The 15,200-nt window shown below is 42.6% G+C and carries 12 protein-coding genes and 4 tRNA genes; 12 read left to right on the forward strand and 4 right to left on the reverse strand.

Annotated features, from left to right (window positions below; all coding sequences use genetic code 11):
- Positions 1–220: 220 nt before the first annotated feature.
- Positions 221–1,240 carry a ferrochelatase gene (hemH, locus tag JMX63_RS05815; protein WP_134292812.1) on the forward strand — a complete coding sequence of 340 codons (1,020 nt, stop codon included), beginning with the start codon at positions 221–223 and terminating at the stop codon, positions 1,238–1,240.
- A gap of 113 nt (positions 1,241–1,353) precedes the next feature.
- On the opposite strand, the gene JMX63_RS05820 is transcribed toward hemH, so the two are convergent.
- From JMX63_RS05820 to JMX63_RS05835, 4 genes are all read right to left on the reverse strand, one after another.
- Positions 1,354–1,728, reverse strand: a complete 375-nt coding sequence (locus tag JMX63_RS05820; RefSeq protein ID WP_134292811.1) for a hypothetical protein — start codon at positions 1,726–1,728, stop codon at positions 1,354–1,356.
- A 288-nt stretch (positions 1,729–2,016) separates the two neighbouring features.
- Positions 2,017–2,475, reverse strand: coding sequence for a hypothetical protein (locus JMX63_RS05825; RefSeq protein WP_201571526.1), 459 nt, complete (start codon positions 2,473–2,475; stop codon positions 2,017–2,019).
- A gap of 365 nt (positions 2,476–2,840) precedes the next feature.
- Positions 2,841–5,819, reverse strand: a complete 2,979-nt coding sequence (gene polA, locus JMX63_RS05830) for a DNA polymerase I (RefSeq protein ID WP_201571528.1) — start codon at positions 5,817–5,819, stop codon at positions 2,841–2,843.
- A 208-nt stretch (positions 5,820–6,027) separates the two neighbouring features.
- Positions 6,028–6,441 (reverse strand): organic hydroperoxide resistance protein, encoded by a 414-nt coding sequence (locus JMX63_RS05835; protein WP_201571530.1) that lies wholly within the window; start codon positions 6,439–6,441, stop codon positions 6,028–6,030.
- A 266-nt stretch (positions 6,442–6,707) separates the two neighbouring features.
- Here JMX63_RS05835 and JMX63_RS05840 point away from each other — a divergent pair, with 266 nt between their 5' ends.
- The 11 genes from JMX63_RS05840 to JMX63_RS05885 form a co-directional block, all read left to right on the forward strand.
- A complete protein-coding gene (locus JMX63_RS05840) occupies positions 6,708–7,610 on the forward strand; it encodes a hypothetical protein (RefSeq protein WP_201571532.1) in 903 nt (300 codons plus the stop codon).
- A 182-nt stretch (positions 7,611–7,792) separates the two neighbouring features.
- Positions 7,793–9,388 carry a peptide chain release factor 3 gene (locus JMX63_RS05845; protein WP_102094627.1) on the forward strand — a complete coding sequence of 532 codons (1,596 nt, stop codon included), beginning with the start codon at positions 7,793–7,795 and terminating at the stop codon, positions 9,386–9,388.
- Positions 9,389–9,591: 203 nt separating this feature from the next.
- A complete protein-coding gene (locus JMX63_RS05850) occupies positions 9,592–10,443 on the forward strand; it encodes an RsiV family protein (RefSeq protein WP_201571533.1) in 852 nt (283 codons plus the stop codon).
- A gap of 157 nt (positions 10,444–10,600) precedes the next feature.
- Positions 10,601–11,863: an FHA domain-containing protein gene (locus JMX63_RS05855; RefSeq protein WP_201571534.1), complete on the forward strand. Its 1,263-nt coding sequence runs from the start codon at positions 10,601–10,603 to the stop codon at positions 11,861–11,863.
- Between the two features lie 174 nt (positions 11,864–12,037).
- Positions 12,038–13,534 (forward strand): anthranilate synthase component I, encoded by a 1,497-nt coding sequence (gene trpE, locus JMX63_RS05860; RefSeq protein ID WP_201571535.1) that lies wholly within the window; start codon positions 12,038–12,040, stop codon positions 13,532–13,534.
- 192 nt (positions 13,535–13,726) lie between these two features.
- Positions 13,727–13,802: transfer RNA gene (locus JMX63_RS05865), tRNA-Thr, on the forward strand.
- Between the two features lie 67 nt (positions 13,803–13,869).
- Positions 13,870–13,953, forward strand: a tRNA-Tyr gene (locus JMX63_RS05870).
- An 84-nt stretch (positions 13,954–14,037) separates the two neighbouring features.
- A tRNA-Gly gene (locus JMX63_RS05875) sits at positions 14,038–14,111 on the forward strand.
- Between the two features lie 103 nt (positions 14,112–14,214).
- Positions 14,215–14,289, forward strand: a tRNA-Thr gene (locus tag JMX63_RS05880).
- Between the two features lie 209 nt (positions 14,290–14,498).
- Complete coding sequence (locus JMX63_RS14490) at positions 14,499–14,816, forward strand: DUF6122 family protein (protein WP_227673252.1); 318 nt, start codon at positions 14,499–14,501, stop codon at positions 14,814–14,816.
- A gap of 278 nt (positions 14,817–15,094) precedes the next feature.
- A partial coding sequence (locus tag JMX63_RS05885; RefSeq protein ID WP_087553676.1) for a GTP-binding protein occupies positions 15,095–15,200 on the forward strand: 106 nt, incomplete at its 3' end.

Here is a 15,200-nt window from a genome sequence, read left to right on the forward strand (position 1 = left end):
CATACTTTATAAATGAATAACGAATAAGTCGCCAGCATCAAGTAATCAAGAGTTAATAAATAGCAACTGCGTATCAAATTGTATAGGAGCGCTTTTAGCCCGCGTCATTAATAGATAAAATGCTACACTAATGAGGTATTCATTCAACTGTGTCTTAACAGTATCCTCTATTATTACTTTGACCTAACCCTTAATAACTTACTGCTAATAAAGTGCTGCTATGAAACCTAAATTGCCCCCACGTATTGCCGTTTTGTTAGTGAATCTTGGTACACCAGATGAGCCAACGGCATCTGCCGTACGTCGCTACCTCAAACAGTTTTTGTCAGACCCACGAGTGATTGAGATTCCCAAATTTCTGTGGGCTATTATTCTGAATCTATTTGTCTTGCCCAGTCGTCCTAAGCGCGTAGCAAAGGCTTACGCCAGTATTTGGGAAGGTGACTCACCGATTCGTAAAATACTAAAAAGCCAAGTTGAGCTATTAGAACCACGTTTGGCTGATAGTGTGGCACCATTTCGTGTCTCTGTGCATCCGGCGATGAGCTATGGTAATCCTGGTTTGCCTGACGTCATGGATGCGCTACGCGGTGAAGGGGTTGATCACTTTGTCATTCTGCCATTGTTTCCGCAGTATTCTGCTTCTTCAGGCGGTGCTGTATATGATGCGCTGACGAAATGGACGCTCAAGCAACGCAACTTGCCAAATTATACGATTGTCAAAGACTACTTTGCCCATCCATTATATATTCAAGCATTGGCCAACTCTATTCGCCGTTTTCAAGAGAAGCATGGCAAGCCTGAAAAGTTGATGTTTAGTTTTCATGGTATCCCGCAGCCTTATGCTGATAAAGGCGATCCGTATCCTAAACGCTGTAAATGTACCGCTGCACAAGTGGCGCATGAACTTGGCCTGAACGATGACGAATGGATTATCAGTTTCCAGTCCCGCTTTGGTAAGCAAGAGTGGGTTAAACCGTACACCGATGTAGTGTTGGAAGATTGGGGTCAGTCAGGTGTGCGCTCGGTACAGGTGATCAGTCCGGCGTTTTCAGCAGATTGTCTAGAGACACTAGAGGAGCTAGCCATTGAAAACCGTGACAACTTCCTTAATGCTGGCGGACAAGAGTATCATTATATTCCTGCATTAAACCTTGATGAGACACATATTGAATTGCTTGAAGCGTTGAGCTTGCCTCTAGTAAAAGGTTGGGCTGGCACGCTAGATGGCTGGGTTTAGTTAGTCGAGCGTAGTTGTATTGGTGAGTTGAATAGTAGAATAAAAAAGCACGCTTAATATAGTTAAGCGTGCTTTTCTGGTTTAGAGGGGTAGGTCAACAATCGTATTAAGTTCTAAAAATCATCATCGTTGCTACGTTCGGCTGCTTCTCTATCAACAATATCCATCGCATCTGGATAATCACTGTCATCAAGATTGTCTTGAACCAAAATCTCATCGACACGAGACTCATCGATATTTTGACGATGCGCAGGTGTCAGCCCTTGGGTCGCATCACTACCGACTTCTGAGTTATTAAATCCCGCACTATTATCAATCACATCATCGTTGTCGATGGTATGCAGCATAGGATTGCCCAAATCGACCAATTGATTGTCTTGTTCATCCTGATTATTGTTATCTGAGTTATCGACGCTGTCATTGTTATCACGACGATTACCGTCAATATGATCCATCTCTTCTGGTAGTGGATTTTTTGAGTTTTCCATGAATAATTCCTTATTGTAGTTATTAGATGTCGCCATCATTAAAAGTAAAAATATCGCGCTGGCTTGTTAAAGCATCGCTCATTGCAATGTAGATAATATGCTTCTCAGTTTGTACGCTTAATCAACTTTTCACTAGTAGTAAGGTGTGACAGGATGTTCAAAAAATGTAAGACGTTGATTAGAACGCAAAACGACTACTCAAAATGAGCAGCCGTAATTGTTTATAAAATTTGTGCTAAGGCCCTGTACGATAGCCAGATTGCTACATAAGCAATCAAACTTATAGTTTTAATTATTGGCGTGGTCGAACTTGTAATTTAACTTCTGTACTAGACATGACTCATAGTTAGCCAGTTTAAATTGCCATAAATAGGTCAAGGCAATACCGTAGATTGCAGTCTCAGCTAGCTCTTCGACAATTTCACCAAATGTATGCGGGAACATAATAGCGTTCTCGCCCATGTACTGAATGACAGCAAGTACAGTAACGCTAAGATAGAGCGAAACTGGCACGTTTTTTAGCACTGCCCATAGGTAATGCCTCGAATAGACCAGCAAACCAAGCGCGACGAGATAGATAACGGTAAGGACGCTGTCCTCCCACCAGTCATAAGATTGACCAAGCATCGAAAAGTCGCTTGGAACCAGTAAGTCTGGTAGATAGTTCAACTCTCGACGAATGACAGAAACAAATATAATTACGGCTGCCAGCCAAAAAGCCTTAATTTGTTTGACATGACTTTTCATAACATATTGTAAAATACGCAACAGGCATGCTATCAAAAGTATAATGCCAGGGACTTCAATGATGCCATCTGAGCTCAAAATAAATGACTCCTGCGTATCAAAAAGAATGTGTTAAAAACAAAAAAGTGAGCCCAAAGGCTCACTTTAAAGCAAAAAATATCGAATAGTTAATGTTTAACAGATGACCTATTATAAACCCCGTACCTAGATATTACTGTTATGAAATATAACTAACTGGTCATAAGTGATTGCTGAGATAAACAATATATAATGACTTATTGTAGTGTCAGTTATCAAAAACTGTCATATTTGCAAAGTACATGAATAATCATACCTTACATATTTGATAAAATGGCAGTGAGTGATTAGTGTGCCTCATCCCAGTTTTGACCGCTATCAGTCTCGACTAATAAAGGTACTGCAAAGTCTACATTCCAGCCTTTTTCTACTGCTGTAGTCGTCAATACATCTTGCATAGCATTAGTAATTAGCTGGCTAACTTCGTCTACTTTATCGGCATCTACTTCAAACACCAATTCATCGTGAACCTGTAGCAGCATTTTGGCTTGTTCTTTTGGCAGCACTTTATCAACGGCAATCATAGCAAGCTTGATTAAATCAGCAGCAGAGCCTTGTAGTGGGGCGTTAATCGCCGCGCGCTCAGCACCTTGCTTGACCATACGGTTACTATGATTGATATCAGGCGTATAGAGCTTACGGCCCAATATCGTCTCGACATATCCTTGCTCATAGGCACTTGCACGAGTATTGATCATATAGTTTTTGACGCCTGGATAGCGCTCAAAGTACATATCAATATAGTCTTGTGCTTCGCCGCGGCTCATCTGTAGCTGCTTGGCAAGTCCAAAGGCACTCATCCCGTATAGCAGACCAAAGTTAATGGCTTTAGCATTACGGCGCTCGGTTGAAGTGACGTCTGCGACATCCTTACCAAGTACTTCGGCAGCGGTGGCCGCGTGAATATCTAACCCTTCGTTAAAGGCATGAGTTAGGTTTTTATCACCTGAAAAATGCGCCATTAGACGCAACTCAATTTGTGAATAATCCGCTGCCAAAATAACGCGACCTTCTGGGGCGATAAAGGCTTGACGAATGAGGCGACCAGTCGCAGTACGAATGGGAATGTTTTGTAAGTTAGGATCTGTTGAGGATAAACGCCCAGTACTCGTTAATGCCTGATGGTAGCTAGTATGTACACGATCGGTTTCGCTATCTGCGACATTATCTAGCGCATCGGTATAAGTGCTTTTGAGCTTAGACAGTCCGCGATACTCTAGCGTAATATCGACCAATGGATGATCGATTTTTGATAGTACAGCCTCACCAGTCGAGTATTGACCAGACTTGGTTTTTTTACCACCAGCGACGCCTAGCTTTTCAAACAGCATCTCACCGAGCTGCTTAGGAGAGCCAAGATTGAACTCTTCACCAGCTACTTCATAAGCGCGCTTCTCTAGAGCGATAATTTCTTCATCGAAGCGTTTAGATAGTTCGTTTAAGAATGAACGTTTAATCAAAATACCATGCGCTTCCATTTGGCAAAGTATCTCTGCCGTTGGAATCTCTAGCTCGTGTAACAATTTGGCATTATTGGCATCGTTAGCCAGCTCAACGCTGAACACGTCAAATAATTGATAGGTGATATCAGCATCTTCACAAGCATAATCGCTCGCGATATCGATGGCCACTTGGTCAAAGGTAACTTGCTTAGCGCCTTTGCCTGCGACTTCCTCAAAGCTAATCGTCTGCGTTTGCAGATAATGGCGTGCCAAATCGTCCATACCGTGTCGAGTCGCTGCCGCATTGATAACGTAGCTGGCAAGCATGGTATCCATCGCCCAGTTATTTGGCTGCTCATGTATCGCACCGACTAGGTCGATATCATAGTGAGCAAGGATATGCGCATCGTACTTTAGATGCTGTCCGATTTTACCGATATTAGGATTTTCTAGTATCGGTTTCAGGCGCGCCAGCACGGTATCGCGGTCGAGCTGTTTTGCTGTCAGCTCATCACCTTCTAAGCTATGGGTGAGCGGAATATAATAGGCTTCATGCGCTTGTACCGCAAAAGACAGCCCGACGATTTGTGCGTCACGCCAATGGACGCTAGTAGTTTCGGTATCGATAACAAAGTGCGGAGCTGCTTCTAATAATTCGACCAAGCTATCAAATGCTGGCTCGTCGAGTACAGTGTGCCACGCTTTATCTTGATGGTTACTGCCCGTCATATTATCAGTGTTGGTCGATTGCAGCGATTTGGCAACTTGCGCTTGTGACTCCGCGTTTGCTTTGCTATCAGCGACACTTTGTGAGCCATTCGCAGGATGGTTTGGATGATCAAGAGATGCCAGCTCATTTCTAAATTCAAGCTCGGTATATAGGGCGCGAAGCTCCTCTATATGCGCACAAGGGTCGGTATTTATTTTTAAGTCGTTCCAGTCTTGGCCGATTTCCAAATTGGTGACGATGGTAGCAAGCTTTCTGTTAAAAGGAATGTCATCGGCATGTTCAATCAGACCTTTCGCCCCGCGGCCTTTGATAAAGCCAATGTGCTTTAACATATTAGCAATATCACCATACTCAACGAGTAGGTCTTTAGCGGTCTTTTTACCGATACCTGGCACGCCTTTGATTCCATCAGAGGCATCACCCATGAGCGTTAAGAAATCAATCATTTGGTTTGGGTTAATGCCGAACTTATCGATCACCGCTGGTGTATCCGTGACTTTACCAGTAAAGCTGTCTTCTAAGATGACGCAATCATTAACCAACTGCATCATGTCTTTATCACCCGTTGAGATGACTACATGATGGCCTTGCTCGACAGCGCGATGGGCAAGTGTACCGATGATATCATCGGCTTCCGCACCCTCGATACGCAACAGTGGAATACCTAATGCAGTGACTAAACGATGAATATAAGGAATCTGCTCTACCAGTTCTACATCGATGGGCGGACGAGCTGCTTTATAGTCAGACGACATATGATGGCGAAAAGTCGGTGATTTGGTATCGAAGCAGACGGCCATATGAGTAGGGTGATAACGACGCATCAGCTTCAGTAATGCGTTGAGTGTACCGCGTATCGCATTGGTGATTAGGCCCTGCGAGTTTTGCATGGTTTTTGGTAGAGCGTGATAAGTGCGGAACAGATAATAGGAACCATCAACCAAAATAAAAGGCGGCTGATCTTTGTCTACATGACTGGTATCCATCAGCGCCACGTTAGGCATGGTATCGAAGTTCGGTAGTGCTTTGGGGTCAAGCGCTTGGTGAGAGTTGTGGTCATTATCGGTGGTATTGTCAGCTATGTCATCAGTCATAAAAGTCACTTATCAGCTATTAGATAAAAATATATACGCTTATTATAACGATAAAATCAGCGCATGCCGAACTGCTTAACCGTTACGAGATGTTGTAGCGATAATCTTTTTCACCAAGATTTCAAACAAAAAAAGAACCCAGACTAACTGGGTTCTTTTATAATTAATATATTTTTCATTATTAGTTGATAATGGATCTCATAATACGTTATTTTACTTCTGAAGAGACTTCAACATCGATGTTACCACGTGTGGCTTTAGAATATGGGCATACTTGATGTGCTTTTTCAACTAACTGTTGAAACTCATCCGCTGACAAGTCTGTATTTTCACCAACGACATGAATTTTGGCTGCAAGCTTATATTCGTGGCCTTCGCCTTGTAGTAAATCTACTTCTATTGAAGTAGTCGAGTCAAATTTTGCCTTTTCCATCTGTTTGACTGCACCAAGTGCACTATCAAAGCAGGCGCTGTAGCCCATGGCAAAAAGTTGTTCTGGATTATTACCTTCTTTTCCAGAGCCTGGTGGTACCATGTTGATGCTAAGATCATTATCGTTCAAGCTGACTGAACCTGCTCGGCCGCCCACGACAGTTGCTTTGGTAGAATATAGAGTTTTCATAACACATCCTTTGTTGTGAGTTTTTATGTTTATATCTGAATGGTAAATCTCAACGTGAAACCTAGCATAACAAATCGCAGGCGCAGCTCAGTGCACTGGGAGTAAATATATACTACTAGTTTGTAAATGAGATTTCGGGCACAGTTTTATTCGTTCCTAGATTTACAAGCTTATTGTACAGTCGTCAAAGAGGTGCAATAGCGGTAATGAGCCATATATATTATCAGTACGGATAATAGAAATCTGAATCATAAGGACATTGTTTGATGAATAGATGGATTGCGATACCTAGTGTTTGTTTTTTGACGACGCTTGCTTTGATAGGGTGCGAGGAAGAAGACGGCGCTTATGGAACGGCTAGTAGCGAGATTACATTGACAAGCTTTGCTAATAGTTATGATAGCAAAGCCAATGCTACGGCAATTGCGCGAATTGACGAAACGTATCGTACTGGTGCGCGCGAGATCAAAACAACCAATCTTATCAACAGTTATAGCAACCAAAGCCTGAATGATTTAGACAGAACCGTAATAGCAGATGACTTCGAGGGTCGACTTGAAAATAAAGACATCGAGGTTGATAATCGGACGGTCAAACGCCCCATCTATGAAAAAAACACCAACAACCAGCTAGACTACCAAACTACTTATAAGACGCTTAACTTATCAGGGCTGCGTGCTAATAGCTATGTTGCTAGTACAAACGTGAACAATAGATACGGTATTATTACCGACTTAAACAACTATTCTAAAATTCCATCTAATGTTGCCTTTCCTGAAGGGTCGGTTTGTTATATCCCTGTGGTAACTAGTGAGCGCTGGTTTTTGGCATTTAATGAGAAAAACAAAAGCGGATACGCTACAATAGATGAATGGCTTGATGCAGCCAAAACTCGCTTTAGTGCAGATAGAGATCATAGAACCTCTCAGTTCGGAGTTGGCATAGGGAATCAGCAACAAGCCGCGCAAGTTATGTTTTTCGAATACGATGAACAGCCTGCTTATGAATATAGCGGTGTTGAGTACGAAAAGGACGTCTATGAAGCAAACTATGTCGCCAAAGGTAGCACTGACCCGAATATAGATAGCCGCTTTGGCGTGGTAGATTGTACGCTTGTTAATGAGGTCGCAGGAGACTTCTTAGCTGAGCAAATCGAACGCTACTATTAAAATCAAGCAAGCCCTACGCTGACGGTTAAAAACTTTGTTAACACGCTTTGTCTGACTGATAGAGCGTGTTTTTTTATACGCTAATTCTGCACCCTGATGCTAAATCCGCTACAATACGCCCATTATTTATTTTATTTATTTAGAGTCACTTCTAAATCACATAACTGTTGAAGCTGAAAATTATGAGCGTAGATCCAAAGAAATTAAACAAAGAAGTTGCTAAGCGCCGCACCTTTGCCATTATCTCGCATCCCGATGCTGGTAAAACCACCATGACCGAAAAGCTCCTGTTATGGGGTCAAGCGATTCAGGTAGTGGGCGAAGTAAAAGGCCGTAAGACGGATCGTCATGCAACCTCAGATTGGATGAGCATGGAGCAAGAGCGTGGTATCTCGATTACGACGTCTGTCATGCAGTTTCCGTATAAAGACCATATGGTCAACCTACTAGACACCCCAGGTCACGCCGACTTTAGTGAAGATACTTACCGTACTTTGACTGCAGTAGATAGTGCGCTGATGATGGTCGATGGTGCAAAAGGTGTCGAAGAACGAACCATCAAGCTGATGGAAGTATGTCGTATGCGCGATACACCTATCATCTCATTCGTCAACAAGCTAGATCGTCAGATTCGTGAGCCGCTTGAGTTGCTTAGCGAAATCGAAGCAGTGTTGAAAATCAAATGTATCCCAGTGACTTGGCCTATCGGTATGGGTCAAGATTTTATCGGTGTCTATCATTTGACTGAAAATAAAACTTACTTTTATGAAAAAGGTAACGGCGGCAAGATGACGGTCTCTGAGACTCGTGAAGGCTACGATTATCCAGATATCCGTGAGCGTCTAGGGCAATTGATGTTTGATGCTTTTGAAGAGTCGCTTGAGCTGGTACAGATGGCGCTAGAAGAGTTCAGTGTTGAAGCGTTTCTGGCTGGCGAGATGACGCCAGTATTGTTTGGCACAGCATTGGGTAACTTTGGGGTAAACATGGTACTTGATACCTTGGTCAAATATGCACCGCCGCCAAAAGCTCATCCAACGACTGAGCGTGAAGTATCAGCCACCGAGACAGATTTTACAGGCTTCGTCTTTAAGATTCAGGCCAATATGGATCCGCGTCACCGTGACCGTATTGCGTTCTTGCGAGTGTGCTCTGGTAAGTACGAGAAGGGTATGAAAATGAAGCACGTGCGTCTGGGTAAAGACGTCCGTATCGCCGATGCTCTGACCTTTTTAGCAGGTGACCGCGAGGCACTAGAAGAAGCCTATCCAGGTGATATCATTGGCTTGCATAACCATGGCACCATCTCTATCGGTGACAGCTTCACTGAAGGCGAAGAGTTGAGCTTTACGGGTATTCCGCATTTCGCTCCTGAATTGTTCCGCCGTGTGGTACTAAAAGATCCGCTTAAATCAAAAGCTCTGCAAAAAGGTCTTCAACAATTAAGTGAAGAGGGCGCAACGCAGGTCTTTATGCCGCAGATTAATAATGATTTGGTTTTGGGTGCGGTCGGTGTCCTACAGTTTGAGGTGGTCGCGCATCGTCTCAAAGAAGAGTACAAGGTTCAATGTACCTTTGAGCCAGTATCGATAGCTACGGTACGCTGGATTCATTGCGATGATGAAGTAGCATTGGCGAAGTTCAAGAAGAAAGCTCATGACCAATTATCAATAGATGGTGGTGGTTATTTAACGTACCTTGCACCATCACGTGTTAACTTACAGTTGATGCAAGATCGTTATCCAGAAGTGACTTTTAGCAGTACGCGTGAGCATTAAAATCAGCCACATCGCTGTATTGTTTATCTATTAAGACACGCTAGCCGTGTCTTTTTTATTGTCTGTTATTTATGTGATAAATGCGAGGAGATAAGCATTTAATTGTCAACAGAACCTTAAAAACACAAACAGTGTTCCTACAATACAGTGCAATTGTTACGGTAGAATGATAAACAACATTTTATATTTATAAAAGAGGACATATGCACACTACGACTCAAACTGATGATAAATCTATATCGGCTGATCTATTTTCGATAAAGGTAAGCCAGAGACGTTCAATTGCTATGTTGACTGGCAGCCTATTATTAAGTGCCGTTAGTATGTCGGTAAATGCAGGAAGCTTTCTTAGTAGCACTGAATATCTACCGTATCAACTACCCAGTAATATACAAGAGACATGTGACAAGCGTGATAACTGTCCAGAGATTGAAGTTAAATATCTCAAAAGTAGTCAAAACTGGATAGATGAGATTGCCAATGCCCGTATCGATAACTTAGTCGTCAATAGTCAGATGACAGAGTCAGCACCTATCAAGGGTGAAAGCAGCGAAAAAGAAGTTACGGATGCTCTTGATAGCTTTGTGAGCTCGCAATTCCGAGATATGCCTGATGATGTGTCGTGGGGTTATAATCTGATGGTAACGCCCAATTATCTAGGTCATGTCGATGAGTTTGAACTGTTTGAGATTAGTTCCTATGTCTATACGGGCGGTGCACACGGCATGCCTTATAGCGAGTACCTAGTGTTTGACCCAAGTACCAAAAAGCAAGTCACGCTTGACGATATGCTTATCTCAGGTAAAAAACCTCGTTTTGAGGCGCTTGCCTATGATGCGTATAAAGGATGGGTTAAAACGGTTGCTGAAGATGTGAGCAGTTATGAGAAAAACTGGCCATTTACGTTAAGCGATAATGTGACCTTGACTGATACAGGCGTTAGCATTCGTTACCAGCATTATTCTATCGGTCCATACGCTTACGGTATGCCTGTCCTTAATATACCGTATAGCAAGCTTGATAAAGTTATAAAACCTCGCTTTATACCAAAGTAAATGCTGTATGGTGTTTGAGGAAAGTACTTAATAAACCGTGCTAGGCAAATATTATTAAAAAAATAGCGACAATACTTATCACAAATTGGCAGTAATATTTTAGAGTTATTATTTTTAGCATCATTGGATATTCAATAGAAAAATAAGGAGTTATAACATGACAAACGAGACAGAAAGTACGAATACGGCAGCAAGTACAACTTGGCAGCTAAATGCATTGACCGAAGCGCTAGGTGACCTAACACTGACGGTTAGTGATAGCTTATCTATAGGTCGTGGTAGTGATAACGACGTAGTACTAGGTAGCAAGCAGGTTTCTCGCAATCATGCAGTGCTCAGTGTGCTAGATGGTCAGTTGTACGTGAAGGACTTAGACTCTTCTAATGGCACGTTTATCAATGAGCAACGTATTGCAGGTAATGAATCTAGTCATCTCAAAGCAAATGATACGCTTGGCTTTGCAAGTTTTAGCTTTCAAGTACAGGCATCTGCTGCACCTGTGACGACGTCAGAGAGTGAAACGCTAGCGCCAGTAGCCACAGAGGAGCTAGTAGCAGATACACAGGATAATGCTGACACAGCTGCCGTGCTGGAAACTCCTGCCAGTGAGCCTGTGACCGAAGAGCAAGTAGTTGAGGAAAGCGTTCTTGAAAAAAGTTCGAGCAAAGAAGCTTTAATTGAAGAAGATCTAATCATAGAGCAAACAGTTAATGAGCCAGTGATCAAAGAGACTGGCATCGAAGAAATGTTGCCTGCTACAGATGATTCGGCCCCTATATCTGTAGATACTGGCTCAGATATGACCGAAGAATCAGTAACCCCTACGCACGAAACCGTTGAACCAGCTGTTGAAGAGCTAGCTACTGAAGAAGCCGTTGCTACAGAGCCAGTTGTCAAAGAAACAGGGATTGATGAAGTACTGTCTGACGCGGAAGCAGCATCGCCTACGCCAGTAGAAGAAACGCTAGTTGCCACAGAAGGGGTAGATGACACATCTGTACCAACAGCAACCCAAACAGAAGCTGTGACGTCTACAGAGTCATCACATGCAGCATCTACTGATAGCGCGCCAGTGGTAGAAGAGCAGCCAGCAGTGCATGAAGAGCCAGCAGTGCATGAAGAGCCAGCAGTCCAAGACGAACACGACAAAACGACAAAAACAGAGTTACAAGAAGAAGCTGACCCTGAAGTTTTAAAAGCCAAACAGGCAGCTAGTGCACAGTTTTCAGGCACGGCTAATTTAGGGCAGGCGCGCGATCTTGGTACCGAAGGCAATAATGCGATGGATCAAGAAATCAGCAACCCTGCTCATGCAGGTCATGTAGAGAAAAAAGCGAGCGGCGGCTGGTTTATATGGGTATTTGTGACCATTCTAATTATCGGTTTGGCCTTATGGTTGTTTAATATGGGCGGTGCATAATTCAACTCTACACTAGGTCTTTGTCGTAATTTTTGACAGAGGCCCTTGTGTGCGTACCATTTTTTAAACAAATGACTCATTATAGCGTCGATATTTTAGCGAATATTGGCGCTATATTTTATAGAGCAGCTTATAGTTTTGTTATTGCCTATAAGGTGCTAAGAGAGCGCTATTATGATGACTTTTGAAGAATACCAAGCTTTTAGAGATAGAGGCTTTAGTCACGCACCGCTAGTAAAAAAGCGTCTGATGGATGCGCAGACTCCCGTATCTGTATTCTCCAAAGTACGTGACCTAAATGGTTCTGCCTATCTGTTTGAGTCTGTAGTAGGCGGTGAGCGCTGGGCACGATACTCCATGATTGGATTGGGTAGCGATCTGATTTTGCAGTACGCTGATGGCAATATGACGACCAAACGAAACGATCATATTGATACAGAGTCAGTAGAGAATCCCTTTGATTACCTGCGTGAGCTGATGGCACAATATCATATGCCAACCGCTGAAGATGTGCCAACGATGCCGAGCTTTAGCGGCGGTCTAGTCGGTTACTTTGGATACGATATGGTACGTGTTATTGAGCCAAGTGTCGGCTTATCTGATGCGCCCAATCCAATGTCGATGCCAGATATGTGGCTGATGCTTTCGATGAGCGTTATTGTATTTGATAATTTAGAGAATACGCTATCAATCATCGTCTATGCTGATTGCCAGTCTGAGGATGGCTACAGTTCAGCTATTCGCGAGTTAGAACAAATCGAGGAAAAGTTAGCTGAGCCGTCCAACTTGCGCGCACCTGTAATGCCTACGCCTAAATTTGTATCGCAAACAGGTGCCGAAAAATACTGTAGCGATGTCAATAAAATAAAGGACTATATCGCCGCAGGTGACGTCATGCAGGTAGTGCCAGCGCAGCGTTTGACCGCGGACTATACAGGCGACTCTCTAGCCGTCTATCGTGCGCTTCGCTACCTAAACCCATCACCGTATCTGTTTTTGGTGCATGGCTACACACTCGATGATCATAAACGCTTTGATATTATCGGTGCTTCTCCTGAAATCCTATCCCGTATCGAAAATGGCAAAGTGACGGTAAGGCCGCTAGCAGGGACACGGCAACGTGGCCGAGATGAGTCTGAAGACCTAGCGCTTGAGCAAGAGCTGCTCAATGATGAGAAGGAAACAACCGAGCATTTGATGCTCATTGATTTGGGTCGCAATGATATTGGCCGCGTTTGCGAGTATGGCAGTGTTAAAGTCACAGAAAAGATGTTTATAGAGCGCTACTCGCAAGTGATGCATATTGCATCTAACGTTGAAGGTACGATACGAGCTGACAAAGATGCACTAGATGTATTTTGTGCCACTTTCCCAGCTGGGACGCTATCAGGTGCACCCAAAATCCGCGCCATGCAAATTATTGATGAGATAGAACCAGTACGCCGAACGGTGTTTGGTGGTTCAGTTGGTTATGTAGGTTGGAATGGTAATATGGACACGGCCATTGCTATCCGTACTGCGGTGATGCGCCGTGGTGAGATACATATTCAAGCCGGAGCAGGGGTTGTTGCTGATTCTGTGCCAGAAAAAGAATGGGATGAAACCAATAAAAAAGCATTGGCATTAATAAAAGCGGTAGAAATGGCCTGTAATGGCTTGCGTATTCGCTAATTAAATAGCCAGTAATATGACAAAAATAAGGGCTGCAAGTAAAAAGCCAATTTATCGTCATATTTTTATTTACAAAAAAACGAGATTAATCAGTAACTTAAATATTTATATCAAATTAATTTAAAAAAAGATGAAAAAGTACTTGCGCATCTCAAAAAATTTGATAGAATAGCCACCACTTTAAGAGAACAAGCCGACTTAGCTCAGTTGGTAGAGCAACTGACTTGTAATCAGTAGGTCGCCAGTTCGATCCCGGCAGTCGGCACCATCTCTCTTAAAGTAGCTTTTTATGAATTTGTCTTAAATGTAAGTCATTTTTGTTCAAAGCAACCTAAGGTGGGGTTGGGGAGCGGTCAAACCCAACAGACTGTAAATCTGTCGCGAAAGCTTCGAAGGTTCGAATCCTTCCCCCACCACCATATTTTCTAAAGTTTGTCATAGCGCCAAGCATACTCTCTATATCTCATAACTCTCGATTAGAGTTATCCTGAATAAGAGTAAATGCGGGTGTGGTATAATGGTAACACCTTAGCCTTCCAAGCTAATGACGCGGGTTCGATTCCCGCCACCCGCTCCATATATACACCATCGCAAAGCATAACAATAAATCATCACGAGAGTCAGTAATTATTGCTGCATCGTGATATTTTTTTTAGTGCAACTCAAAGGTTTCAATATACGCTCATATAGCTCAGCGGTAGAGCACTCCCTTGGTAAGGGAGAGGTCTCGAGTTCAATTCTCGATATGAGCTCCATTTATTGTTTATACCTTTTATGCTTGTTTTGCTATTTATATAACTTTGCGTCGATATCGAAATTATAGAATATTGAAATATATAACAGTAGTGCGGTAGACAATGATTCAAAGGTGACACTGAGGTGTTGCCTTTTAGTGCTGTCAGTATATTAATAAATATTGGTTTTGATGGTCTTATATAGAGAAGACTAAAACTAATAGGTCAGTATGCAGACGTTAATACATTATTTTTTGCATTTTGGTTTTCCTCTCTTTATCGCGATTGCGTTTTTTAGAAAAGAGTGGAAAAAAGCATATCTGATTTTGCTTGCGACCATGTTGGTTGATATAGATCATCTGGTAGCAAACCCAATATTTCAGGCAAATAGATGTAGCATTAATTTTCATCCGTTACATACTTATTATGCGATGCTAGTGTATTTTGCTTTACTCTTTCTTCGTAAGCCTTTTAACATCATTGGAATTGGATTGCTGTTCCATATGTTAACGGATTTTACGGATTGTTTGATGATGTCGGTCAGCTAATATCGCGACCTTGCATATCAAGATAATTATACGGTTATAAGAAAGGTTATAATCAATCGAGCTTTATATCTACTAGTTAGAGAGAAGTTGATTTCGATTGAGAGATGTATGACTATTTAAGACAAGTCAGCGTATAATAACGGATACAAGAATTAGTTCGGAGCATTGTTTAAGCAGTGGTTCGTGCGGTTGATAGCTAGGTTTATGATGATTTAATTCTATTATGAGCCATTAAACAGCTTTTTATTGATCATTCACCAAAAAAAGAGGAAATACCCATGGCAAAGGCCAAGTTTGAACGTAACAAGCCACACGTCAACGTCGGTACAATCGGACACGTTGACCATGGTAAAACAACCCTTACCGCTGCAATCGCAACCGTAG

Origin of the sequence: Psychrobacter nivimaris (assembly GCF_904846365.1) — a bacterium.
GTDB lineage: Bacteria > Pseudomonadota > Gammaproteobacteria > Pseudomonadales > Moraxellaceae > Psychrobacter > Psychrobacter nivimaris_B.

Coding starts and splice junctions, on each gene's coding strand:
- hemH (WP_134292812.1), top strand. CDS start 221: ATGAAACCTAAATTGCCCCCACGTATTGCCGTTTTGTTAGTGAATCTT.
- JMX63_RS05820 (WP_134292811.1), bottom strand. CDS start 1,728: ATGGAAAACTCAAAAAATCCACTACCAGAAGAGATGGATCATATTGAC.
- JMX63_RS05825 (WP_201571526.1), bottom strand. CDS start 2,475: ATGAAAAGTCATGTCAAACAAATTAAGGCTTTTTGGCTGGCAGCCGTA.
- polA (WP_201571528.1), bottom strand. CDS start 5,819: ATGACTGATGACATAGCTGACAATACCACCGATAATGACCACAACTCT.
- JMX63_RS05835 (WP_201571530.1), bottom strand. CDS start 6,441: ATGAAAACTCTATATTCTACCAAAGCAACTGTCGTGGGCGGCCGAGCA.
- JMX63_RS05840 (WP_201571532.1), top strand. CDS start 6,708: ATGAATAGATGGATTGCGATACCTAGTGTTTGTTTTTTGACGACGCTT.
- JMX63_RS05845 (WP_102094627.1), top strand. CDS start 7,793: ATGAGCGTAGATCCAAAGAAATTAAACAAAGAAGTTGCTAAGCGCCGC.
- JMX63_RS05850 (WP_201571533.1), top strand. CDS start 9,592: ATGCACACTACGACTCAAACTGATGATAAATCTATATCGGCTGATCTA.
- JMX63_RS05855 (WP_201571534.1), top strand. CDS start 10,601: ATGACAAACGAGACAGAAAGTACGAATACGGCAGCAAGTACAACTTGG.
- trpE (WP_201571535.1), top strand. CDS start 12,038: ATGATGACTTTTGAAGAATACCAAGCTTTTAGAGATAGAGGCTTTAGT.
- JMX63_RS14490 (WP_227673252.1), top strand. CDS start 14,499: ATGCAGACGTTAATACATTATTTTTTGCATTTTGGTTTTCCTCTCTTT.